Source organism: Paracoccus sp. MA, assembly GCF_020990385.1.
Classification (GTDB): Bacteria; Pseudomonadota; Alphaproteobacteria; order Rhodobacterales; family Rhodobacteraceae; genus Paracoccus.
The window spans coordinates 260,280-283,749 of record NZ_CP087598.1; the positions used below are offsets into that span (position 1 = coordinate 260,280).

General features: G+C 64.8%; 21 protein-coding genes. 5 read left to right on the top strand and 16 right to left on the bottom strand.

What is annotated here, in order from left to right; genetic code table 11:
- Nucleotides 1-123: 123 nt before the first annotated feature.
- A complete protein-coding gene (locus LOS78_RS08345) occupies nucleotides 124-2,028 on the top strand; it encodes a PAS domain-containing protein (RefSeq protein WP_179921956.1) in 1,905 nt (634 codons plus the stop codon).
- Nucleotides 2,029-2,057: 29 nt separating this feature from the next.
- On the opposite strand, the gene LOS78_RS08350 is transcribed toward LOS78_RS08345, so the two are convergent.
- The 11 genes from LOS78_RS08350 to LOS78_RS08400 all read right to left on the bottom strand — a co-directional run bounded on the left by LOS78_RS08350 (nucleotide 2,058) and on the right by LOS78_RS08400 (nucleotide 15,785).
- Complete coding sequence (locus LOS78_RS08350) at nucleotides 2,058-2,645, bottom strand: class I SAM-dependent methyltransferase (protein ID WP_179921954.1); 588 nt, start codon at nucleotides 2,643-2,645, stop codon at nucleotides 2,058-2,060.
- On the bottom strand, nucleotides 2,635-3,303 hold the full coding sequence (locus LOS78_RS08355) for a PIG-L deacetylase family protein (protein ID WP_179921952.1): 669 nt from the start codon (nucleotides 3,301-3,303) through the stop codon (nucleotides 2,635-2,637). Before LOS78_RS08355 ends, LOS78_RS08350 begins: the two co-directional genes overlap by 11 nt.
- Nucleotides 3,304-3,368: 65 nt before the next feature.
- The gene (locus LOS78_RS08360; protein ID WP_179921950.1) at nucleotides 3,369-4,403 is read right to left on the bottom strand and encodes an acyl-CoA dehydrogenase family protein; all 1,035 of its coding nucleotides are present in this window, start codon (nucleotides 4,401-4,403) and stop codon (nucleotides 3,369-3,371) included.
- Nucleotides 4,400-5,497, bottom strand: a complete 1,098-nt coding sequence (locus LOS78_RS08365) for a glycosyltransferase family 2 protein (protein WP_230377933.1) — start codon at nucleotides 5,495-5,497, stop codon at nucleotides 4,400-4,402. Before LOS78_RS08365 ends, LOS78_RS08360 begins: the two co-directional genes overlap by 4 nt.
- A complete protein-coding gene (locus tag LOS78_RS08370) occupies nucleotides 5,494-6,528 on the bottom strand; it encodes a glycosyltransferase (protein ID WP_179921946.1) in 1,035 nt (344 codons plus the stop codon). The genes LOS78_RS08365 and LOS78_RS08370 overlap by 4 nt, the downstream gene beginning before the upstream one ends.
- Nucleotides 6,521-7,462, bottom strand: a complete 942-nt coding sequence (locus LOS78_RS08375; RefSeq protein WP_179921944.1) for a glycosyltransferase family A protein — start codon at nucleotides 7,460-7,462, stop codon at nucleotides 6,521-6,523. The genes LOS78_RS08370 and LOS78_RS08375 overlap by 8 nt, the downstream gene beginning before the upstream one ends.
- 1 nt (nucleotide 7,463) lies before the next feature.
- Nucleotides 7,464-9,008: a glycosyltransferase family 2 protein gene (locus LOS78_RS08380; RefSeq protein WP_179921942.1), complete on the bottom strand. Its 1,545-nt coding sequence runs from the start codon at nucleotides 9,006-9,008 to the stop codon at nucleotides 7,464-7,466.
- Between the two features lie 332 nt (nucleotides 9,009-9,340).
- Nucleotides 9,341-11,389 carry a catalase gene (locus LOS78_RS08385; protein ID WP_230377934.1) on the bottom strand — a complete coding sequence of 683 codons (2,049 nt, stop codon included), beginning with the start codon at nucleotides 11,387-11,389 and terminating at the stop codon, nucleotides 9,341-9,343.
- A gap of 124 nt (nucleotides 11,390-11,513) precedes the next feature.
- Nucleotides 11,514-12,578: a hypothetical protein gene (locus tag LOS78_RS08390; RefSeq protein WP_230377935.1), complete on the bottom strand. Its 1,065-nt coding sequence runs from the start codon at nucleotides 12,576-12,578 to the stop codon at nucleotides 11,514-11,516.
- Between the two features lie 553 nt (nucleotides 12,579-13,131).
- Nucleotides 13,132-14,559: a UdgX family uracil-DNA binding protein gene (locus tag LOS78_RS08395; RefSeq protein WP_230377936.1), complete on the bottom strand. Its 1,428-nt coding sequence runs from the start codon at nucleotides 14,557-14,559 to the stop codon at nucleotides 13,132-13,134.
- On the bottom strand, nucleotides 14,556-15,785 hold the full coding sequence (locus tag LOS78_RS08400) for a putative DNA modification/repair radical SAM protein (protein ID WP_230377937.1): 1,230 nt from the start codon (nucleotides 15,783-15,785) through the stop codon (nucleotides 14,556-14,558). Before LOS78_RS08400 ends, LOS78_RS08395 begins: the two co-directional genes overlap by 4 nt.
- A 187-nt stretch (nucleotides 15,786-15,972) precedes the next feature.
- On the opposite strand from LOS78_RS08400, the gene LOS78_RS08405 reads away from it, so the two are divergent.
- On the top strand, nucleotides 15,973-16,446 hold the full coding sequence (locus LOS78_RS08405; protein ID WP_230377938.1) for an SDR family NAD(P)-dependent oxidoreductase: 474 nt from the start codon (nucleotides 15,973-15,975) through the stop codon (nucleotides 16,444-16,446).
- Between the two features lie 32 nt (nucleotides 16,447-16,478).
- On the opposite strand, the gene map is transcribed toward LOS78_RS08405, so the two are convergent.
- Nucleotides 16,479-17,228 (bottom strand): type I methionyl aminopeptidase, encoded by a 750-nt coding sequence (gene map, locus LOS78_RS08410; RefSeq protein WP_011749386.1) that lies wholly within the window; start codon nucleotides 17,226-17,228, stop codon nucleotides 16,479-16,481.
- Between the two features lie 112 nt (nucleotides 17,229-17,340).
- Between map and LOS78_RS08415 the strand changes: the two genes are divergently transcribed.
- From LOS78_RS08415 to LOS78_RS08425, 3 genes are read left to right on the top strand one after another with little or no spacing between them, the layout of a single operon-like run.
- Nucleotides 17,341-17,784, top strand: coding sequence for an Rrf2 family transcriptional regulator (locus LOS78_RS08415; RefSeq protein WP_028710141.1), 444 nt, complete (start codon nucleotides 17,341-17,343; stop codon nucleotides 17,782-17,784).
- A gap of 3 nt (nucleotides 17,785-17,787) precedes the next feature.
- Nucleotides 17,788-18,672, top strand: coding sequence for an NAD(P)/FAD-dependent oxidoreductase (locus LOS78_RS08420; RefSeq protein WP_011749388.1), 885 nt, complete (start codon nucleotides 17,788-17,790; stop codon nucleotides 18,670-18,672).
- A complete protein-coding gene (locus LOS78_RS08425) occupies nucleotides 18,669-19,340 on the top strand; it encodes a class I SAM-dependent methyltransferase (protein ID WP_230377939.1) in 672 nt (223 codons plus the stop codon). Before LOS78_RS08420 ends, LOS78_RS08425 begins: the two co-directional genes overlap by 4 nt.
- A 10-nt stretch (nucleotides 19,341-19,350) precedes the next feature.
- Here the strand turns inward: LOS78_RS08425 and LOS78_RS08430 are convergent, their stop codons facing one another.
- The 4 genes from LOS78_RS08430 to LOS78_RS08445 form a co-directional block, all read right to left on the bottom strand.
- Nucleotides 19,351-20,532: a site-specific integrase gene (locus tag LOS78_RS08430; protein WP_179921932.1), complete on the bottom strand. Its 1,182-nt coding sequence runs from the start codon at nucleotides 20,530-20,532 to the stop codon at nucleotides 19,351-19,353.
- Nucleotides 20,533-20,721: 189 nt separating this feature from the next.
- On the bottom strand, nucleotides 20,722-22,380 hold the full coding sequence (locus tag LOS78_RS08435) for a recombinase family protein (protein WP_230377940.1): 1,659 nt from the start codon (nucleotides 22,378-22,380) through the stop codon (nucleotides 20,722-20,724).
- Nucleotides 22,381-22,399: 19 nt separating this feature from the next.
- Nucleotides 22,400-22,627, bottom strand: a complete 228-nt coding sequence (locus tag LOS78_RS08440; protein ID WP_220180867.1) for a hypothetical protein — start codon at nucleotides 22,625-22,627, stop codon at nucleotides 22,400-22,402.
- Nucleotides 22,628-22,765: 138 nt separating this feature from the next.
- On the bottom strand, nucleotides 22,766-23,410 hold the full coding sequence (locus tag LOS78_RS08445; RefSeq protein WP_024845824.1) for a ceramidase domain-containing protein: 645 nt from the start codon (nucleotides 23,408-23,410) through the stop codon (nucleotides 22,766-22,768).
- Nucleotides 23,411-23,470: the final 60 nt, after the last annotated feature.

The following is a 23,470-nucleotide window of genomic DNA, read 5'->3' on the forward strand; positions in this document are numbered from 1 at the left end:
GCCGTGATGGGGTTTAGCCAATGGGCCCTCTATTTGGCCGCGGATCGACGCAATGTTTGTCTGGACAGCATTCTCTGTGCGCTTCTAGGCTGAGCCGATCCTCTGTCGCAAATGCGGGGCTTCATGGCTGAGCGTCTGTTTTCGGGAAGTGGCGATTTCATCGGAGCCGCTGACAACATCCGCGAGATCAGGACCGCCATCCTCGCGGTTGACTGGGGCAACACTCCAGCTGGTCCGATAGGTGCTTGGCCTGTTGCCTTGCGTGCCACTGTCAGGACAATACTCTACGCCGCCTCTCCCATGGCCGTGCTGATTGGACGCGAAGGCATTGTGGTTTGCAACGCGGCTGCCCGAGAGATCTTCGGTGATGCCTGGCGCGACGCACAGGGCAGGCCAGTTTTCGAGTCCCTTCCTGTTGCGCGTAGTTTCTACCGCGAGAAGATTGACGATGCCTATCGCGGAAAAAGCCACAGGCTGAAGGACCAGCCGATCCGCCTTGTTCGGGATGGCGTGACGACGACCTGCTGGTTCAACCTCGGGCTTTCACCGATCATGGACGACAGCGGCGTCGTTCTGGGCACCCTTCTGGCAGCGAGCGAGACGACGGCGCATGTCCGCACGAGACGGGAGCTGACACTTGCTCAAGAGCGCGTCGAGGTCGCGCTTGAAGCCGGGGGTATTGTCGGCACCTGGGATTTTGATGTTCCGAGCCGCATGATGGTCATCAACGGCTCTCTTGCAGCGCAACATGGCATTTCTTCGGTCGAGGCGAGCAAGGGGATCGCGATCGAGAAGCTGTTCGAGACCCTGCATGATGACGATCGCCAACGGGTTCTGGCGGCAATCGACGAGGCGGTTCAGTCCGGCGAGAAATTTCATAGCCGCTTCCGGGCATTCACCGAAGACGGAGCCATGCACTGGTATGTCGCATCCGGGCGCCCGGCTCGGGATGAGGCCGGAAACATCACAAGCTTTGCCGGGATCCTTCTGGATACGACAAGCCAGTCCGAGGTGACAGCGGCGCTGGAGGCCAGCAATCTGCGGTTCGACACGCTGGCTGAGGCGATCCCGCAGATCGTCTGGAGCACGGATGCGCAGGGCAACCATGATTTTTTCAATCAGCGCTGGACAGAGTTCACCGGAATCGACCATGCCGATATCACGCCATCGCTATGGACCTCACTTGTTCATCCCGAAGATTGGAGCAGGGTGAACAGGCTGTGGTCTCATTGTCTGAGCACCGGTGAGCCCTACGACATAGACTATCGCTTCCGGCATCATGCGGATGGTTATCGATGGCTTCGCGTTATCGCACTGCCGATACGGGATACAGAGGGGAATATCATAAGATGGTACGGCACATCGACGGATATCGACGATGCCAAGCGCCTGGAGGCTGAACGCGAAATCGTCAACCGGGAGCTTGATCACAGGATCGGAAACTTGTTCGCCGTCATCAACGGGCTGATCGGGATATCCTCGCGGGATGCCGAGGATGTCACGAGCTTTGCGAACGAGTTGAAGAACCGCCTGCTGGCGCTTCACAAGGCTCATCAACTCGGAAAAGCTCGAGCGGCAAACAATGCCGTTTCGCTGCGGAACTTGTTTGCCGAGATTCTGGCCCCTTACCGGCAGGCAGAATGGGATGGGCTCTCCAGCGAAGCAGAGACATTTCTGCTGAAAGCTGAATCGGTTTCTCCATTCGCTCTGGTATTGCATGAACTTGCGACCAATTCGGCGAAATACGGTGCCCTTTCCCGGCCCGACGGGCGTATCGAACTGAGCGTTACAGAGCTGGGCGAGCAACTGGCCATCGAATGGTATGAGCCGGGAGTGACGATGGGCAAGCGCGAGGACAGCGGCGGCGGTTTTGGCTCAAACCTGCTCTCGGCCATTGTCGAAGGGCAATTCGGAGGCTGCTTCGAGAGACGGCAGACATCCGGGGGCATCCGCATTGATCTGCACATTCCCAAAACGGCTTTCTTCGCAGAACAGTCCGACGCGCCGGACAGGGCCAACCCGGAGTAAGAGTGGCTGCGAAGCGAGGGCCGCGCCCCTTACAGGATCAGGTGATCCATCACGTATTCTCCCTGATCCGTCCGGTCCTGTGACGTCACGGTCCGAGCCGAGCTCAATGCCGCGATAAGCGCCTGCGCCGCCTGGGGTCCGCGCCAGGGACTTCCCGTGGGGCCTGTCCAGTTGACAAGAACACAATGCGCCCCGGGCCGGGCGGTGCGGGCGATTTCCCGGCTCAGTTCCCCGATCTCGGCCGCGGTCAGATAGTAGACCACCTCGGACAGGATCATCAGATCGAACGGCCCCGGCGGCCAGTCGCGCGGCACCGTGCCGTGCAGCAGCTTTACGTGCGAGATATTCCGCAAATGTGCGCGCGCCAGCCGGATCGCCTCGGCCGAGAGATCGATCCCGGTGACCTCCTCGGCCCGTTCTGCGATCATTCCTGTCAGCACTCCGATAGAGCAGCCGACCTCAAGTGCCGCGCGAAAGCGGCGCCCGGGCAGCGCGTCGATCGTGGCCTGGTATTTCCGCTGCTCGTAGCTGCTGGTCCGATAGCGCCAGGGGTCGGGGTTGGCCCGGTAAAGCGCCTCGAAATGCGCGGCGCGCCGGGCGGCGACATCATCCGACATCGATGAACAACTCCGGGTGGTCGATGAAATGCTGTTGAAGCGTCGCGGGCATGGTGAAGCCTGCGGGATCGTCGGCGATCAACGGACTCATCTGGCTGCGATGGGCGGCCAGCGCAGCGGCCTTGCGGGGAAGCAGCGCCGGGTCGTGCAAGCTGACCATGGGCTGCGGCGGGACCCCCGCCTCGAACCGCCCCCAGACGGGATAGGCCCAGTGGCGCATGGCGGGCCTGCGGCGCGACAGCAGCGCCGCGATTCTGGCAACGCGCTGATGATCCGGGTGGGGGTCGCCCTGCCATGTGGCCAGCAATGCGGTTGTCTTGGGCGGCATCAGGGCGTCGATCCTGTCCACAGCCTCGGCACGGCCGGGCGGATCGTCCGGCGCGGCGAGGTCGGGATAGCCAAGCAGGCAGGGCTCCGGGGCCTTTCCGTTCCCCAGAACGGCGACGGCGCGGCGGACTTCCCCGGCCCGCAACGCCGCCAGTCGCGCGGGTGGCCAGATCCGTGAATTGCGATGCGAGGCCGCGCCATCCGTCACCACGATCACCTGCACCGTGACGCCCGCCTCGGACAGCGCCGCGATCAGTTGCCCGCATCCCAGGGTCTCGTCATCCGCATGGGGGGCCAGGATGACGACGGCCCCGCCGTCGGCGATGTCCATGGGCAAGACAGGTTTTGCGCGGCGCGCGGCGGCAAGGAACGCACTGTCCAGAGGGCTCGCCCTGGTCATTGCGTCGCTCTGCCGTCAAGGATCAGCCGTGCGGCCAGTTGGGTCTTGCCATCCAGATTGGCCTGCCGCAGGAAAAAGGCGAGGTCGCGGCGGATGCGCTCGACCGGGTTGCCGTCCATGAAGGCCGCCGTGCCGAAGGCGCGCTCGCACAGCGCGATCCCGCGCAGGCAGGCCTCCTCGACCGCCTCGCGGGCCAGAAGGGATGCGGTGATGTCAGGGGCAGGGCTGTTTTCGACGGCGTTTGCCGCATGTTCGACCCACAGGCGCGCGCCGCGTGTCAGCCGGATCATCTCGACCAGCCGCGCTGCCTGCATCGGCGAGGGGTCGCGGATGTGGCGGCCCAGTGCGTCGGCAAGGGCTTCCAGCGCGCCGGCATGCAGCGCGGCATAGCGCCAGATGCCGCCCTCGAAATACGGCTCGCGCATGTAATCGTCGGCCTGGCCCAGAGCTTCGCCGCGCAGCCCCTCCATATCATGCCCGCCCGACAGGGTGGCGCGCATGCCCGCCGTCCGCCATTGCGCCGTGTCGTGGCGCCGTTCGTCATCCGCCCGGATCAGCACCAGCTGCACCCCCCGGGCCGAGCGGGCGGTGACGACGGCATGGCGCACCAGCCCCAGTCCCGAACAAAAGCGTTTTGCCCCCGCCAGCACGGCCTGCCCGTCGGCTGTCCGGTCGATCCTGACAGGCCGAGGTCCATCGGCGCCCCAGACCCCGAAAAGCTGCGCCTGTGCCGCGGCATGCTCGGCCCGTGCGATCTGCTCGGCCGCGCCATAAAGGCGGATCAGCCGCAGCGCGTTCACATGGCCCTCGGCCAGCCGGCCGACGGACAGGTTTGCCGCGCCGAGCCTGCAAAGCAGATCGACCCCTCTCGCCACAGACGGTCCGGTCGCACAGTCGCAAAGCCGCTGCATGACCCCACAGTCAAAAAGCAGCCGGATGTCGTCCGACAGGTCGCGCTCGGCCCTGTCGGCGGCACCGGCGCGGGCGGCAATGGTGGCGAAGGGATCGGTGGGAACCTCGTGCCGGGTCATGCCTGTTTCTCCATCAGCGTGTCGGCGGCGAACCAGTGGTCCAGCCGTTTCTGCTCGGCCGCCAGATCGCTTTGGCGCAAGCGGCGCCGGGACAGGGCGGGCGTGGCGGCTTCGACCTGACGCCAGAACGTGCCGAACCAGGGGGGCAGGTCCGCATCGAAGGGACCATCCCCGGGCAGCAGCCGAGCGATCCGTTCCGGGTCAGGCCATGCCTGCCGCAGCCGCCCGCGCAAGCCGTAGCGCAGGATGGCGGACCCGGCGGGTTCCAGGAACTCGTCGCATGGCGGATCGTCGTCCGTGATCCGTGCGCGCAGGGCGGCAGCCATGCCGCCGCCGGTGCGGCCCGTCAGCCGGCACGAGGCATGGACGACCGGCGTTTGCGCATAGCGGATCCGCCAGTCGCGGGCCTCGGCATTGGCGGCGAAGACCCGGTCCTCGTGTTGGGGCAGACAGGGCATGCCGCCGATATCGGTATAAAGAGGCAGGCGAAAGGCAAGGCTGGCGCCGGCGGCATTGCGATGCGCGGTCCCCTCATGCGGGACCGGGTCAAGCCGGGCGATCAGCTTCAGCAGCGCCTGCATATAGCGGCCCTCGGCGGCGCCGTGGCGCATGAAAGCGTCGGGCAGCCCGGCCAGTTCGGCGGCGTCGGGCTGAACCGTTCCGCAGATCAGGTCGGCCCGGCCAAGTTCGCGCAGGTTGGCGGCGACCCAATCCGGATGCACCCTTGCATCGGCGTCCGATGTCATCAGGACGCCATCCGGCGCAAGCATTCCCGCCGCAAGATCAAGCCCCAGCCCTCGGGCCCGTCCAACGCAGGCGAGGCGTGCGGGAATGTGGCAATCCAGCAGCAGCCCGGAGACATGCGGGCGCGCCGCCCACCACTGACGGGCAAGCTGCCGCGTGGCGTCGCCTGTGTTGTTCACCACGACCACGATGGCGCCCCGGCCTCGGGCACCCGACATGCTTTGCGCCAGTGCGGACAGGCAATCCGCGATCCGCGCCGCTTCGTTCCGGGCCGGGATCACCGCCGCATATCGCCAGCCTTCCTGCGGGCCAAATCGCTCGATCGAGCCGGGGACGGTATCCGCGCTCATGCGATGCCCCGCCGCCCGACGGGTTTGGCATCGCCTGGCTCACCCGGCAAGGCGACATCCTGCCCGGCCAGCAGGCCGCGCCAGACCGCGGCGACCGACGCCAGCCGGAATTCGCGGCGCATCCGCACCTGCGGTCCTGCGGTTCGCCACGCCATCAGCCGCGCGACGACGGCCTCGGGATCCAGCGTGTCGAGGCATTGATCCGGCGACGAGGCGATTTCGAGGTTCGCGCCGGTTGCGCCATGCAAAAGGGCCGGGCAACCGACGGCATTGGCCTCGGCGATGACCAGACCGAAGGTCTCGGCGAAGCGGTCCTGCGGATAGAACAGGCACAGCGCGCGGCGAAGCTCGGCGATCAGCGCCGGATGATCGAGTGCGCCGCGCAGGATGACGCCCTCGGGCAGGACCGGCATGGGCCAGCGCATGTAACCGGGATTGGCGATCACCAGCTTCATGTCGGGTATTGCCCGGCGGACATGGACGAACAGTTCGACGACCTGCGCCAGCCCCTTGTGGGGCGAACTGGCGAAGACCAGCCGGTTCGGTTTGCGGGGCGTGCCGTCCGGGTGCAGATCATCGGCGACCGGGTTGTAGATATGGCCGATGCGCGGCGAAACGGGCAGAAAACCGCGCAGCGCCAGCGCGTGGCTGCGTGATACGCAGATCACCCCGATTCCGGCCTCGCGCAGGCGCGCGCCCATCTGGCGGTTATGGCGCCCCGGATGGACGTGCAGCCACAAAACGATCCGCGCATCCGGATTGGCCCGGCGCAGCTTCAGCGCAACCTTCCATGCGTTGATGACCACGATCAGGCCACCGCTTTGCCGCGACAGGTCCATCGGCCGAAAGCTGATGCCGTCGATCCGGCACATGCCCGTTCGCCCGGCCTGCTCGATCACGATCGCGGCCCCGGCGGACAGCGCATGGGCGATGCGCAGGATGGTGGCCTCGGTGCCGCCAAGGCCTTTCAGCGATTGCGCCGTGTCATAGGCGCGCGGGGCGCAGGGGTCGACGATGCGCAGATCAGGCATCGCGTCCCCCATGCCGGATGGCGTGACGGATCATGTCGCGCGTCTGCGCGGTCGCCAGTGCAGGCGACGGCGCAAGGCGCGCAGGGTTCGATATCCCGGCAATGGCCAGATCGCCCAGGTCGATGGCGACGGGCTGCACCTCGCGGTTGCGCAGCCAGTCCTCGGCGCGTTGCCAGACAAGGTGCCGGTCGGCCCGGCGCTTGTCGCTGTCATAGTCGGTGGCGCGCGACTGCGTCAGCGAATCCGCTGTTTCGATCTTGGTCAGCAGCGGTTCGCGGATTATCCAGACGATCTCGCCGGACAGGATGATCCGGTTGCGGAATTCGCGATCCTCCTCGATGCAGTCGAGAAAGCCGCCAAGGCGTGCGAAAAGCGCGGGATGAAACAGCCCCGAATTCACATGCGTCCAGTCGCCGGGAACGTCCGAGCCCATCTGGAGGTTGGGAAACATGTCGTCGACCAGCGACAGCTCGCGGCTGATGGTCACCCGGCGCCCGTCGGGCAGGATCAGATCGTGATGGCTCAGCACGGCGCCGATCCGCAGGCGGCTGCCGGGCGTCTGGCCAGCCAGTGCCCAGTTCAGGCAGGGATGCGCGCCGATGTCATCCTGATCCAGCACCATCGCCTGACGCAGCACCTTGTCGCGGTGGGGAAGGTCGTCGGAGTCGTGAAACGTCACCGCCCTGTCCCCGGCCAGCAGGATGCCGACGTTTTTCGCCATGGCGGTTCCGCTGTTCCGTGCCAGCCTTGCATAGACGAAATCCGGTTGCGACATGTAGGGGCCAAGCGTATCCGCCGTGGCATCGCGTGATCCGTCATCGACAACGATGACGATTCTGTCCGGGTGGGACTGCGCAAGCGCCGCCTCGACCGCCCTTGCGATCAGATGGGCGCGGTTCCACGTGGGGATGATGATCGCCGCAGGGAATGGCATCTCAGACCCCCTGACGCTGCATCGCCGACACGAAGGCGGAATAATTGTCGAGCGCGCGTGCGGCGTATTGCCCGGCGAGCAGCGGCAGCGCGAGCAATGCGCCGCTCAGAAGGACCGGCAGGCAGGCAAGGTCCATCCCCGCCGCGCCAAGCGCGCAGCCCCAGATCATCGTCAGCCGCGCGCCGGCAAGACCGTCGCCGGGGGCAGGGCTGTCGCCGGCCGGTGACTTGGGGGTGACCCTGAAGGTCTGACGCAGCGGCATCAGGCCCCGAATGGTCGCGGTCGCGGCTGTCGGCAGCAGGAATATCCGGCTGCAAATCGCCGCAGGCAAGCTGGAGCGCGCGTGTTTTCGTCCAAACCACAGGGGCAGCGCGGCCGAGAGCAGGACAAGGCACAGCGTCAGCAGCGTCGTGCCGTTTATCAGATCGGCAGGAACCGATATTCCGACGGCGCTGTAAACAGTTGCCAGTGTCAGCGCGATCACGGCAGGCAGGGCAAAGTTGGCCCAGGCCGTCAACTGGGCCATGACAAGGACTTTGCGCGTCAGGTTTCTGGCCTTCGGCTTGGCTCTGCCGCTCCAGTGTTCGGCGATCCAGAGGGTCAGCGTCCGCATGTTTCCCGATGCCCAGCGATGGCGCTGATGGTGAAGGGCCTGCGATGACAGCGGAAGCAGGCCATATCCGACGGTTTTATGGACGTAGGCACCCCGGTATCCGGCCTCGGCCAGCCGTAGCCCGAGTTCGGCGTCTTCCGTCGCCGTGCGCGAGGACCATCCGCCGACGGCCTCAAGCGCGGGCTTGCCGATCACGCTGAGCGTTCCGGTCAGCAGCATTGCTCCGGCATGATTGGCGGCACTGGCATGTCGGTCGAAATAATCCGCCAGTTCGAGCGCGATTCCACCACCAGATTCTCCGGCACCGGCTTTTGGCATGCGATAGGCCTGCGGGAACTGGATGAAGTCCGCCTTGCGTGCGATCAGTTCCTTTTCTGCTGTCGACAGGAACCCGGGCACCACCTGATAATCGGCATCGACTGTGACGATATGGGTCGCATCCGGGCGCGTCTCGGCCAGCGCGATATTCAAGGCGCCTGCCTTTGCACCTTTGACACCCTCGCGATGCAGAAAGCGAAAGCCGGGATTGGCTGCACACCATTCGGCAACAGGTTGCCAAAGGGTCGGGTCCTCCGTGTTGTTGTCGATGACGATGATCTCATGTGCAGGAGCGCCGACCTGACGGCGAAGCGATTTCAGGGTTTCGATGACTACCTCCGGCGGCTCATTATGTGTCGGCACATGAACCGAAAATATCGTCGGCCCTGTCATCTTCGCGATTTCCGACTGGCCCGGAGATTCAGAGGTTCCGCGCGCAAGAGCGCAAGCCAGGACATTGAGGACGTATAGAAGGCTTTGGGCGGCAAGAGCCGTTATTGCGAGCGCGAGCGGATACAGAATGAAAACAATTACCAGAACCGCACTCACGGCAATCAACAGAACCCGCCTGACCGGCGGCATGGCGAGTTGCAAACCCGTGTCCCTGTAAACCATTCCTTACTCCCATACACGGTGCGACCCCGTAAAAACGAGATCGAGATTCCTCGACGTTTTCTATGCTGATCGCAGAGAGGCATTGCCGCTCGGAGCTCCAAAATAACGCCCGGATCGCCAATATCGTTCCGCGCGATCTATATCGGACCGGCAATGGCGGCGACCGCAGGGAACGGATGCCCATGACGACGCCCTGTCCGGTCACGGCGTGGCTGGCATGCGCACCGGTGGGCCGGGCGCGGGGAACGGGGCGGAGTGGCGCGACAGGGCGCCCCCCGGATCCGCAGCAGAGACCTGCCTCAACGGGATCAGTGACCGCCCCGCCCCCAAATTCATGCCAGATCGCGCAGGCTCGGCTCGCGTTCCCAATAGCGTCGCTTTGCGCGCCCGGGCAGGCTGTCATTGGGGCCGACACCTTCGTCCGGCTTGATCCCGGCGCGGTCGAGCAGCGCCTTTGAGGCCTTGCAATGGCCGATCGCCTTCAGATGTGCCCAGGCATCCATGACAAAGCCCACGGCGGCGGCCTCTTTCGTCAGCTTTTCAGCCTGCTGGGGCGCGAGCACCATCGCCACCGCATCGAACAGCACCGAGGGGCTGCCGGCAAGCTGCCCGTCTGCCTCCATCGTGCCACCCTTCAGCTTCAGCGGCCCGACCTTGGGCGCGACGGTGAACACCGTGCCGCCCTCGGCCTCGACCGCTTCGATCAGCGCGTCGATTTCGGCCTTGTCCGAGCCTTCCGCGAACAGCAGCCCGATCTTGCGGCCCTTGAGCGTTGCCGGCCAGTTTTTCTGGATCGACAGCGCATCCGAAGGCTCAAGGTCGATAGGCTCGCGGAAAGGACTGGCACGCTCGGGCAGGTCGATCCCCAGACCTGCGGCCACGCGCGCGCCCAGATCCTCGTCGATCACCCGCAGATGGCTGACCGTGCGCTTGCGGATATGGGCGAGGTTCACCTTGGACAGCTCGAACACAAAGGCCGAGGCGGTATGGGCCTGTTCATTTTCCGTAAGCGATTTCCAGTACATCCGTGGCTGGCTGTAGTGGTCGCCGAAGGTTTCCGACCGGATGCGCAGCGACTCGCCCGTGACCTCGCGCGGCGCGGTGGCAAAGCCCTGCGCATCGGCACGGGGGCCGGGATCCTCGCCCGCGTTATCAAGGCTGTTCGGCTCGAAATTCGCGCGGCCCCTGGGCACGGTGGTCTGCATCATCCCGTCGCGCATCATGTTGGCATAGGGGCATTTCGGCGCGTTGATCGGGATCTGGTGGAAATTCGTCGTGCCCAACCGCGACTTCTGGGTGTCAAGATAGCTGAACAGCCGCCCTTGCAGCAGCGGGTCATCGGTAAAGTCGATCCCCGGCACCACGTTCGAGGGCAGGAAGGCAGCCTGTTCCGTTTCGGCAAAGAAGTTGTCCGGGTTGCGGTTCAGCTGCATACGCCCGATCACCCGCAAGGGGACCACCTCTTCGGGGATGATCTTGGTCGGGTCCAGCACATCATAGGGCAGGCCGTCGGCCAGTTTCTGGTCGAAAACCTGCACCGCCAGATCCCATTCGGGATAGTCGCCCGCCGCAATCGCCTCGAACAGGTCCTTGCGGTGGAAATCGTTGTCGGCCCATTGCAGCTTGGCGCTTTCGTCCCAGACCAGCGATTGCACCCCCAGCACCGGCTTCCAGTGGAACTTGACGAAGCTGGCGGCGCCTTTGGCATTCACGAACTTGAAGGTGTGGACGCCGAAACCCTCCATCATCCGCAGGCTGCGCGGGATCGCCCGGTCCGACATCGCCCAGATGACGGTATGCAGGCTTTCCGGCATCAGCGAGACGAAATCCCAGAACGTGTCATGCGCCGAGGCCGCCTGAGGATAGCCACGGTCGGCCTCCATCTTGACCGAATGCACGAGGTCGGGGAATTTGATCGCGTCCTGGATGAAGAATACCGGGATATTGTTGCCGACCAGATCCCAGTTTCCTTCGTCGGTATAGAACTTCACCGCAAATCCGCGCACATCGCGCGGCGTGTCGACCGAACCGGCGCCGCCCGCCACGGTCGAGAGCCTGGCAAAAACCGGCGTCTCCTTGCCCTTTTGCGCAAACAGGCTGGCGCGGGTCAACTCGGGGATGGGATCGGTGCAGGTGAACACCCCATGCGCAGCCGATCCGCGGGCATGGACGATCCGCTCGGGGATGCGTTCATGATCGAAGTGGAAAATCTTTTCGCGCAGCAAGAAGTCTTCCAGAAGCGTCGGGCCGCGCATTCCGGCGCGCAGCGAATTCTGGTTGTCGGAAAAGGGAATGCCGTGATTGGTGGTCAGAACCGCACCGCCGCGCTGCTGCGTTTCGCCGCCGTTTCCGGTGGTGGTCTCGGGAGTTTTGGTTGTCATCTGTCCTGCCTTTCAAAGGTGGGAAGCGGATGGCGCCGGGCGTGGAATCTCCAGGCGTGACGCCGGTTCCTTCGATCGGCCAGGACACGTCCATGGATGCGTCCCGGCCCTTCATGCCGTGCGTTTATGAGCGGTAGCTGAACCCGCCCCAGATCCGGCCCTCGTCACGATGGCGTCCGCCGCGCACCGCACCCGAAACCGCCGCGGCGCCAGCGATCAAGGCTGCGGCAGTCAGCAAGAAAGCCGTCAGGATCCCGCTTTTGCGGGCCGTTTCGGCTGTGGCGATGGCTGCGTCTTCGGCTTCTTGTGCCAGGCGTTCTGCCTCGGCTTTCGCTTCGGCGGCTGCGGTCTCGGCCTTGGCGCGGGCGTCCTGAACGGCTGAAACCGCCTGATCCACACGGGTTTCGACCTCGGCTTCGCTTTGGCCGGTGCGGCGCGCGACTGCCGCAACAAGGAAGTCGCGGTCCTCCTGCGCGATTTCGCCCGTGCGCAGAATGTTGCCAAGCACCACGCCGCTTTGGCGCGCGAGTTCGGCGTCGTCCATGGAGGGCGTGCCGGGCGAGGTGGTGCCGTCCGCCTGCTGCACGCCCTGGCGCATGGCATCGACCTCGGGACGCATCAAGGTGCTGTTGATATAGTCCATCAGCCCTTCGTCGGCATCCTTGGGGATTGCGGCGCCCACGGCCTGCGCCACGCCCTGGACCGTGCTGCCCGCAGCGGCGCCAACTCCCTGGACCACGCCGCCTACGGCCGATCCGGCTGCCGTTGCGGCCGTGCCGACGGCAGAGGCCGTGCCGCTGATCGCGCCCGCCGCCATCCAGGCAGTCACCAGAATACCAAGACCCCAGACGACCAGGCCGTTGATGCCATCGCGTGCCGTCACCTCGTCGGTCGAGGAGTCATCCTCACGCCGCCGCATCCGACCGGCAATATAGCCGCCGGCCCAATAACTTGCCGCAAGTGAAATGACCAACCACAGTGCCGTGACGATAATCCAGAGGTTGAATGATCCTTCTCCCGGCTCGGCGGAAATCGTTGAAAGGCCAAGGGCTGCCCCGAATGCGGTAAACAGACCGCCGATGGCAGCTGCCACAATTGCGCCGCCAAGTATGGCGGCCCAGTCGATATAGGCGCCACCGGTCTCGCGGCGCGGTGCAGATGCGGCAGTCATGGTTTCCGTACGTTCCATCTGTTTTCCTCCTCAGCGCAGACCAAAAAATGACAATATGGCAAGAACCACGACCACAAGGCCGACCAGATAGATGATGCTGTGCATGAAGAACGTCCCTCCCGAAAGCGCCTGATCAGGTGACTAAAGGAAACACCAGAGATGCGGCGGGGGCGTCATGTGCCGCACCGACAGGGGAACGCAAAAACATCTGTGACGGTTCCATGTCGTGCTTGGGTGTTATGTCCATTAAGAGCCGGTTCGAAGCTACGTTACCCAAGACTGAGTATCGCATTCAGCTGATGCACCAGGTTTTGATATCTCGCAGCGCGGGAAGTTCCCTTGCGGATGCGCTCCCTCCCATTCGGAAATATCTTCCGGGCGTCGGTCTTTATATGCAATAAAACAATATCAGTGTCTTGTCGTATGTGGGTATTGCTGTTTTCAGATTGGCGTTCTGCCTTTCAGGAGTGGTGCCGGCATCGCTTGCAAACCCGGTCATGGCCCAGCCCTTGACGTGGCTGCCCGGGCTATGCTCTCTGTTTAAGAAAATGCGCTGCGATGTTCTTTCCCGTCATATGGCGGGCGCAAAAGAGGCAGCACTCGCGAGGTCCCCTGCCAGTTCGCGCCGCAACTGCATTGCCGCTTCGCTCTTTTGCCGCAATATGGCCGAAGGGTGCCAGGTGATCAGCACCGGGCCGCCATGCAGTCCGGTTTCGATCCGGCCGCGCCGTGGGGTGAGAGGTGCCGCATTGCCGGTCAGGGCGAATGCCGCTGAGGCGCCGAACGCGACCACCAGCTCCGGGCGGATGAAGGACAGCTCCAGTCTTAACCACCAGCGACAATGCAGGATTTCCTGCCGGTCGGGGTTCTGGTGCAGGCGTTTCTTGCCGCGTGGCGTAAACTTGAAATGCTTAACCGCATTGGTCAGCCACACCTCGTGCGGGTTGATGCCTGCATCCGACATGACCTCGCGTAGCAGCAGACCTGCCGGGCCGACAAAGGGCCGTCCCTCCAGATCCTCGCGGTCGCCCGGCTGTTCCCCGACCAGCATCAGGCGGGCCGAGGGAGCACCTTCGCCCCAGACGGTTTGGGTCGCCGCCTCGCACAACTGGCAGCGCCGGCATTGCAGCGCCGCTTTGCCGGCGGCATCAAGGCTGTCGGGCAGATCGGCAGGGACGGGCATCGCCGCCCGATAGCGGGTGGACACCGGCAAAGCGCCGGGGCGCGGGGTGCCAGCTGCCGCCGCGTGCATCCGTGCCACCCTCGCTTCGGCGTCTTTCAGCATATCTGGGATCAGCCGGGTCTCGGGCAGGTTCTTCCAGTATTTCTTTGGCATTTCGGCGCGCATGGCAGCCAGCTTGACCCGCGCCGGGTTGAAGATATTGGCATAATAGGTGGCCCAAAGCTCTTGGGACGCATCCTTGGGCAGATCGGGGCGTATGCTGCCCGGATGAAAGCTTAACTTGCCTGCCTCGTAGCGGGCGGTCAGGCGCGGCGAGGCAATGATCCAGTCCATATCGGCGAAACGCTTGACAAAGAAGGCGCTTCCCGGCTCCAGCGTGTCATGTTCGGGCTCGAACCAGGCGGCGAAGCGCCGGCGGGATGTCCGGGGCAATTCGCGAAAACGCACGAAGGCGTGCATCTTGTGAATATCGCGACCGACGGATTTTGCCATCAGGTTCAGTCGTCGGCCCAGCGGATCGGCCTGGCTCAGCGGATCGCCCTGCTGCCGGTCGATGCGCCACAGCGCCTGATAAAGCAGCCCCAGACGTTCGGGTGCGGAATGCCAGATCACCGAGCCTGCCAGCCGCAGGAAGGCCGGAGGCACCCGTGCCTGATGCGGGCCGGCCTGATCTGGCAGGGGGGCCGCTTCGAACAGGCCGAAAGTGTCGCTCCAGTCGATGTCTTCGGGGGCGATGCGATGGCTGATGGCGATGCGGGCCGCACTGCGCCATGCCTCGAACAGGCCCCTTTCGGGCAGGCGGACGCGATGGATCACAGCAGGGAAAGCTGTTGCGGGGGCGGTGCGAAGCGTGCCCGCAGGTCGGGGCTGTCAGTCAGCCCACTGGGGGTCCAGCCCGGCAGTGTGATGAAGGGCCGCGCCTTTTTCATCAGGGCGCCCATCCGGGTCAGGTCTTCGTATCGCAGGCCGTGCGCGCGGCGGGCTACAAGGATGCGGTCCACCGTGCGCGTGCCAAAGCCGGGCACGCGCAACAGCATTTCCCGCGTCGCCCGGTTCACATCCAGCGGGAAGAGCCCGCGATGTTGCAAGGCCCAGGCCGGCTTCGGGTCGATCTCCAGATCAAGATGACCGGCCTTCGTGCCGGTGGCGATTTCCTCGGCGCTGAAGCCGTAAAAGCGCAGCAGCCAGTCCGCCTGATAGAGCCGGTGCTCACGCAGCAAGGGCGGCTGAATCAGCGGCAGTGCCTTCGAGGCATCCGGAATGGGCGAAAAGGCTGAATAATAGACCCTTCGCAGCCGATAGCCGCTGTAGAGCCGGGTCGAGGCTTTCAGGATTGTCACGTCATCGGTGCCATCCGCGCCAATAATCATCTGCGTGCTTTGCCCGGCCGGGGCAAAGCGCGGCGGACGCTTTCCGCCATGGCTGCGGTCTTTCGCGGCCTCGCCCTCAAGCCGCACCTGCGCCATGGCGGAACGGATCGTTTCGGGTCGCTTTTCGGGGGCGAAGCGGCGCAGGCTGGAATCTTGCGGCAATTCGACGTTGATCGAAAGACGGTCGGCGTAAAGCGCCGCCTCGCGGATCAGGTCGGGCGATGCGTCGGGAATGGTCTTCAAGTGGATATAGCCCCTGAAGCCGTGATCCTGACGCAAGGTGCGGGCAATGCGCGCCATATCCGCCATGGTCTGATCGGGCGAACGGATGATGCCCGAGGACAGAAACAGCCCTTCGATATAGTTGCGCCGATAGAACTCCAGCGTCAGTGTGACGACCTCTTCGACCGAGAAGCGGGCACGCTCGACACTCGAGGAGACCCGGTTGATGCAATAGGCGCAGTCAAAGATGCAGAAGTTGGTCATCAGGATCTTGAGCAGGCTGATACAGCGCCCGTCGGGCGTATAGGCGTGGCAGATGCCGCTGCCACCGGACGAGCCGATGCCGCCTTTGCGTGCATCGCGCCTTTCTCCGCCTGACGAGGCGCATGAGGCGTCGTATTTCGCGGCGTCTGAAAGGATTGCCAGCTTGTCCTGAAGAGTCCGTGCCATGCTGGCACGATAGTTGTTCTTGTTATGTTCTTCAATTGGCGTGATGGAAGTTAACTGAGACGTGAATACCGGTTTCTAACATGACTGCCTCCCACTGCCTTTCGTGCGGCGGTATAGGATGGCAGCGCCTCTCCTTGAAGGGAACCCGCAAGCTGTCAGAACTGTTCGCGCCTTCGAGGCCGCGCCGATGGATTATGTCCGCAAGCTGTTCGACACCAACACCTTCGGCACCATGGTCATGGTGCAGGCGGTGATCCCCCAGATGCGGGCGCGGCGGTCGGGCGTGGTCGTCAACGTCACCTCCAGCGTGACGCTGGCACCGATGCCGCTTGCCGCTGCCTATACCGCCAGCAAGCAGGCGATAGAGGGCTTTACCGGATCGTTGGCGCATGAGCTTGCGGCCTTCGGTGTGCGGGCAAAGCTGGTCGAACCGGGCTATGCCCCGACCACGCGGTTTTCACAGAACATCGACTTTGCCATTGAGGACATGATCCCCGAAGCCTATGCCGATTTCGCTGCGCCGATCTTTGCCGCCTTCGCCAGCCCGGCCCTGACCACCAGGGAAACCGACGTGGCCGAGGCGGTGTTCCTGGCGGCGAATGACACTTCCGACCGGCTGCGCTATCCGGCCGGACCCGATGCGGTGGCGCTGGCGGCCTGACCCATTGTCGGCGGGGGGAAGGACCGCCAGGTTCAGCCCGGCAGCGTGACCACCATGGCACCGCGATCCGTCGCGACGACCGTATGCTCGTATTGCACCACCGGGGCGCGCGGTTCGCTGTAAAGCGTCCAGCCGTCGTCCGCCTCCGTCGCCCAGAGGCCGCCTCTGGACAAGAACGGTTCGACCGTCAGTACAAGCCCCCTGTGGATACGGCGTTTTTCGCCGCGCGCGGGCCAGGTCGGGATTTCCGCGGGCTCCTCGTGCAGCGCCCGGCCGATGCCATGGCTGGCAAGGTTGCGGATCAGCGTATAGCCGCGCCGCTCTGCAAACTTGCCGATGGCGCGGCCGATGCCCGCAAGCGGGCGGCCACTGCCGACCTGGGCAATACCGATCTGCATCGCCTGCCTGCCATCGCGGCACAGCCGATCCAGCGAGGGGCGCACGGGCGCGACGCGATATGTGGCGCCGGTATCGGCGAAATAGCCGTTCTTCGAGGCCGACACGTCGATATTCACCAGATCGTCCGCCGCGATCACCCTGTCGCCGGGGATGCCATGGGCGATTTCCTCGTTGACGCTGATGCAGGTCGCGCCGGGAAAATCATAGGTGGATTGCGGCGCCGAAAGGGCGCCCTCGCGCTCCAGCAGCGCGCGGCCGATTTCGTCCAGTTCGCGCGTGGTCATGCCGGGTTCCATCGCCTTCGCCATGGCCTGCATGGTGTTGGCGACGATCCGGCCGATCTCCTTCAACCCGTCGAGTTCGTCCTGATTGGTGATCGTCATCGCCTGTGCCCGCTTTGATCTGATGCTGTAACCGACATCATAGCGGTGATGCGTGGCGATGTCCCGCATCACTGTCTTGACCGCCGCTCCGAATCGTAACATATATAGTTACATGAAACGTGACAGTCGCCTTTCCTCGGTCCTTCATGCCCTGCTGCACATGGCGGAACAGGACGGACCTGTGACCTCCGAGGCGCTTGGCCGGTGCCTCGGCACCAATCCGGTCGTGGTGCGCCGCACCATGGGCCTCTTGCGCGAGGCCGGGCTTGTCACGGCCGAGCGAGGGCACGCCGGGGGCTGGCGCATCTCGGCCGACCTGGCGGCGGTCAGCCTGCGCCGGCTGCACGAGGCCTTGGGGGAACCGGCGATCTTCGCGATCGGCAACCGCAACGAGACGCCGGAATGCCTGGTCGAGCAATCGGTCAATGCCGCGCTGGAGGGTGCCTTTGCCGAGGCCGAGGCGCTGCTGCTGGAACGTTTCGCCGAGGTGACGCTGGCCGATCTGGCCGAGGATTTTGCCCGCCGCCATGCGCAGAGGCGGGCGGCGAAGGAGTAGGACATGCAGGACGTGATCGTGATCGGGGGCAGCTATGCCGGGATGGCCGCCGCCCTGCAGCTGGCGCGTGCGCGCCGCAAGGTGCTGGTGATTGATGCCGGCCAGCGGCGCAACCGTTTCGCCAGCTATTCACACGGCTTCCTTGGCCAGGACGGGGTGGACCCGGCCCGCATCTGGGCCGAGGCGTGCCGGCAGCTGCTGGCCTATCCGACGGTGACCTGGGTTGAGGGCTCTGCCAGCACCATCGCCGGCGGCAAGGACGAATTCCGTGTTTCCACGGCAGCCGGCGACACATTCGCGGGCCGCCGCATCCTGCTGGCCACAGGCGTCGCCGACCGGCTTCCCGACATTCCGGGTCTCGCCGACCGCTGGGGCCGGACGGTGTTCCACTGCCCCTATTGCCACGGTTACGAGCTGGACCAGGGCCGGATCGGGGTCATCGCCACCGGCGCGATGTCGCTTCATCAGGCGCAGCTGCTGCCGGAATGGGGCGAGGTCACCTTCCTGACCAACGGCGCCCTGACACTGGAGCCGGAGCAGCGCGACGACTTGCGCAGCCGCGGCGTTGCCATTGAGGAAACCCCCGTCGCCCGGATCGCGGGCGAGGCCGAGGTGGAACTGCGCGACGGCCGGGTGCTGCCCTTCGCCGGTCTGTTCACCGCGACCGGGACCGAGCCGGCCAGCCCGCTGGCCGAGGCCGCCGGCTGCGAGTTGATCGAGACGCCGATGGGCCGCCAGATCGTGACGGATGAGACGAAGGAAACCAGCCTTCCCGGCATCTTTGCCTGCGGCGACGTCGCGCGGGCACCGCATTCGGTGTCACTGGCGGTGGGGGACGGGGCATGGGCCGGGGCGCAACTGCACCGCTCGCTGGTCTGGCCGGAATGAGCGGCGCGGCCCATCCGGGCGACGGTGCCAGCTATGCCGGCCGCGTCGCGCGCCATGTGCCGGGCCTCAAGGACCTGCACCGCATGGCCGGGCTGCTGCTGGCCGAGCGCGTGCCCGAGACGGGCCACGTCCTGGTCCTCGGCGCCGGCGGCGGGCTGGAGCTGCGCGCCTTCGCCGCGGCCCATCCCGGCTGGCGCTTCGACGGCGTCGATCCTTCGCCTCAGATGATCGCCCAGGCGCTGGACATCCTGGGCCCGGCGGGCTACCGCGTCACCTTCCATCAGGGCTATATCGATGATGCCCCCGAAGGCCCCTTCGACGGCGCGACCTGCCTGCTGACCCTGCATTTCCTGCCGCGCGAGGAACGCCTGCGCACCCTGCGCCAGCTGCATCGCCGTCTGCGCCCCGCGGCGCCCTTCGTCATGGCCCATCACAGCTTTCCGAAGGCGGACGGGCAGCAGGATCTGTGGCTGCGGCGCAATGCGGCCTGGTTGGTCTCGGGCGGAATGCCCCAAGCGCAGGCCATCGCTGGCATGGCCAGGATGAAAGAGCGCCTGCCGGTGCTGACGCCCGAGGAGGATGCCGCGCTTCTGGCGGCGGCGGGCTTCCGCCACGTCCAGCTGTTCTATGCCGCTCTCACCTTCAAGGGATGGGTTGCCCGGGCGTGACAGTGCCAGATCATGCTGCGGAAATTTCATCACCGTCCTCAGTGACCGGTTGCGCCAGTGCCTGCGCCACAGCATCGGAGACGGCGTCCGCCGCCGAGCGGACCGGATCGGTCTTCAGGTGAGCATAACGCGCCGTGGTCTGCACCTGCGTGTGTCCGAGGAGCCGCCCGATCATCGTCAGGTCCTGCCCGAGCTGCAGGGCATCCGAGGCGAAGGAATGGCGAAGATCGTGGATGCGGAGATCATCCAGCCCGGCGCGCTTGCGCAACCGCCGCCATGGCTTCTGCATGTCGGTGAGATGCTGACCTTCTTTGCGGCCGGTGATGACATAGGGGTTCCCGTCGATCTTCGGGATCGCCTTGAGAACCTCGATGGCCGCCTTGCCGATCGGGACCAGCTTGGCGCCGGTCTTGGAATCCGGCAGGCGGAGAAGACCGTTGCGGTCATCGACATAGCGCCATTTCAGGGTCTGAATCTCGCTGAGGCGGCATCCGGTCAGCAGCAACAGCCGGATGCAGGATGCGGCCTCGGGTTCGTCTTTCGCCTCATTCAGCACCTTGCCGAGGCGTGCCAACTCGTCCGGGGTGAGATAGCGCTCGCGCTTTTCCTCCCGGTATCGCTTCACCTTCCAGCAGGGGTTCACTCCGTCGGTGCGCACGCCCCAGGTATGGGCCACGGTGAACATCACCGAGAGGACGCCGAGGGTCCGGTTCGCCTGATAGGGGATATGCTTCATGGACTGGTGTAGTCCGACGACGTCGGCCCGGGTGATGTCGATGATGCGATGACTGCCGAACCTCGGATTGATGAACAGATCGATGGATCGCTCGTACTCGCCATAAGTCGAAGCTTTGCAGTGCAGCGCGACGTGATCCGAAAGGAAGCGTTTGCTGAACTCTTTGATGGTCGGGGAGGCCTTTCGGCGGTCGCGCTCACCGGCGGGATCGGCGCCGAGCCGCACATCTGACAGATATTTCATCGCCTCAGTGCGGGCCATTTCCGGCGTCATCGCACCATGCAGCCCGATGTTGACACGGCGCGAACGGCCGCCGGCGCGGTACTGGGCCAGATACATCTTTCGCCCCGATGGATAGACGCGCAATCCGAAGCCTTTCAGCTCTTCGTCCCAGAGGAAGAACTCCTGCCCGGTTGGCACCGCCGCGTCGACGGAACGTTTCGTGATCTTTGTCATCTTCACCCCTCCAGTTCCGGAAGCTCCGGAAGCAAATCGGAAGCAACAGGAAGCAAATCACTGTGCTGCTGTGGCGAAGAGAAGGGTAGGGTCGTCTACGCTATAAATCAATATTAACAGATGGTTATGCGAGTATTGGCGCCTTTTTCGCACCGTGGCGAAAGGTGGCGAAAACGCCCTGACCAAAACTCATAACCTGAAGGCCGCAGGTTCAAATCCTGCCCCCGCAACCATCTTTACTTGCGATCCACCCCGCTCTCCGGCGGGGTTTTTCGTTTGCGCGGAAATCTCAAGGATTCCAGCAAGATCGCCCTGAACGTCGATCTCAACCTTGCCGTCGACGGGCGTCAGCACGATCTTGTCCACCAATGAGCGCAGGATGTCCGCCGCCTCGATCCGCTTCTCTTCCTCTTCGTCCTGCAAGGCTTCATAGAGCTGCTGGACCCGCTTGCGGTATTGCAGCGCCATCGAGGGGTGCAGCAGGGGCGGGGGCTCGTCGGCACTGGCCAGGAAATCCTGCAACTCCACCTTGCGGGCGCGCAGCTTGTCGCCGCGCTCCTTGACGGCCTCGATCGAGATGGCGTCCCGCATATAGAGGTCCATCAACTTCTCTTCCTCGCGGGCGATCCGCTTCAACTCGGCCTCGGCCTTGTCGATGCCAGCGCCGCTTTCCATGCGCAGCCGGTTGGTCTCCCTCGTATAGGCGTCGCAGAACTCGGCGAAGAGATCGGGATCGACAAGGCGGGTGCGCAGCGCGTTCAGCACCCGCGCCTCCAGCTCGTCGCGGCGGATGTTCATCCGGTTGTCGCAGGTGCCCTTGTTGCGCGCGGTCGAGCAGCCGATCAAGTCCTTCGAGATCGCCGAATAGCCGCCGCCGCAGCAGGCGCACTTCGTCAGCCCCGAAAACAGGTATTTGGGCCGCCGCCGGTAGTTCACCTTGCGCACGTCGGCGTTGCCGCGCGCGTCCCGCGCGACGGTATTGGTCTTCTGCCGCGCCTTCACGGCGTTCCAGAGATCGTCGTCGAGGATGCGCAGTTCCGGCACCTCCTGGATCACCCAGTCCTCTTCCGGATTGAGCCGGGCTTGGCGCTTGCCGGTATCGGGATCCTTGACGAAGCGCTGGCGGTTCCAGACGATCCTGCCGACATACATCTCGTTGTTGAGGATGCCGTTGCCGCGCTTCGGGTTGCCGTTGATGGTGCTGAAGCCCCAGTCTCCGCCCGAGGGGGCGGGGATGCCGTCCCTGTTCAGGGCGACGGCGATGGCCTTGGCCGATTTGCCGGCGGCATAGTCGCGGAAGATTTGGCGCACCACCTCGGCCTGCGCCGCGTTGATCATCCGGTCGCCGCGGATCGGCTCGCCGTTGCCATCGAACGTCTTCACCACGTCGTAGCCGTAGGAATTGCCGCCGCCGGACTTGCCCGCCTCGACGCGCCCGCGCTGCCCGCGCCGGGTCTTGTCCGCCAGATCCTTCAGGAACAGCGCGTTCATCGTGCCCTTGAGGCCGACATGCAACTCGCTGATCTCGCCCTCGGACAGCGTGAACATCCTCACGTCGGCATAGCGCATGCGCTTGTAGATGCCGGCGATGTCTTCCTGGTCGCGGCTGATCCGGTCCAGCGCCTCGGCCAGCACCAGGTCGAAGCGGCCGCGCGTCGAATCCATGACAAGCGCCTGGATGCCGGGACGCCGGATCATGCTGGCGCCGGAGATGGAATGGTCGGAATATTCCTCGACCACCTGCCAGCCCTCCTTCTCGGCCCGCAAGCGGCACATGCGGAACTGATCGGCGATCGAGGCCTCGCGCTGTTGGTCGGAGGAATAGCGGGCGTAGACGGCAACCTTCATGGCGGCTCTCCCTGTCGGATCAGGAGGCGCCGGGTTCGCTTGCTTTCCGCTGCGCCTCGAAATTGTCTCTGGCGGCCTGTCTGCCCAGCAGGCGCACCAGTCTGACGAGGCGCGGGTCGGGATTGCCGCGCGGCGTGAAGCCGAGTTCCGGCTCGCCGAGCAGCAGGGCGTCGAGCAGCGCCTCGCGTTCGCTCCGCGTCATCGTGGCCTGGGTTCGGGAAGCTGGCAAGGTCATAATCGCCAGCATCGGCACAGAGATCCGCTTAAGCAATGGAAATCGCTGTGGAATAATCGGCGGTGAATGGCATGGGCCGGGATGCGACAGGGCAGGGTGGCGTAGAGCGGCGCGTTCCGGCGTCGTGCAATGACTTGCCGGAATCCGGGATCAGCGCAACCGATGCCGGCGCCAGACCTCGATCATCCAGCCCAGCATCACCGCGTTCAGCACATGCCACAGGAAATGCGTGCCGAAGGGCAGGGTGCCGCACAGGGGCTGATCCAGCGTGCGGAAGGTCAGCGAGACGATCAGGATGCCGGCGCCGATGGCGAGGCCGCGCGCCGTTTCCGGCAGGCGATTGCGCAGCAGCACCGCATAGACCAGGATCAGCAATGGCACCGGCGCATAGCTTGCCGAGGAGCCGAGGCCGGGGATCATCGCGAAGATCGGCACCGTCGCGGCGGCATAGGGGATGAAGCCCGCCGTCACCAGGGCGGCGATCCAGGGACGCGCACCGAAATAGTCGCGTGTGGCGGCGAAGACATAGAGCAGGATGAAGCCGAGGATTGGCAGCACGTCCATCAGCCCGGTCAGCCGGTTGGCATGGGTGTGGAACAGCCAGGAGCCGAGGCCGATCACGAACAGGACCGCCGCCAGTGCCCGGCCCATCGCCATTTCCGGCCCGCGCAGCCGCGGCCACAGGACCAGGGCGGCGATCAGGAAGGCCATGTTGGTCAGCGCATTGATCGGCTCGGACCAGTAATCCGGGCCGGTCCGTTCGCAATAGGCGTCGACAGGGGAAAGCCAAGTCATCGGAATGCTTCCGGACAAAGGTCAGGATGCAGCTGTGCGGGGCGCAGTGCCCGCGAGGCC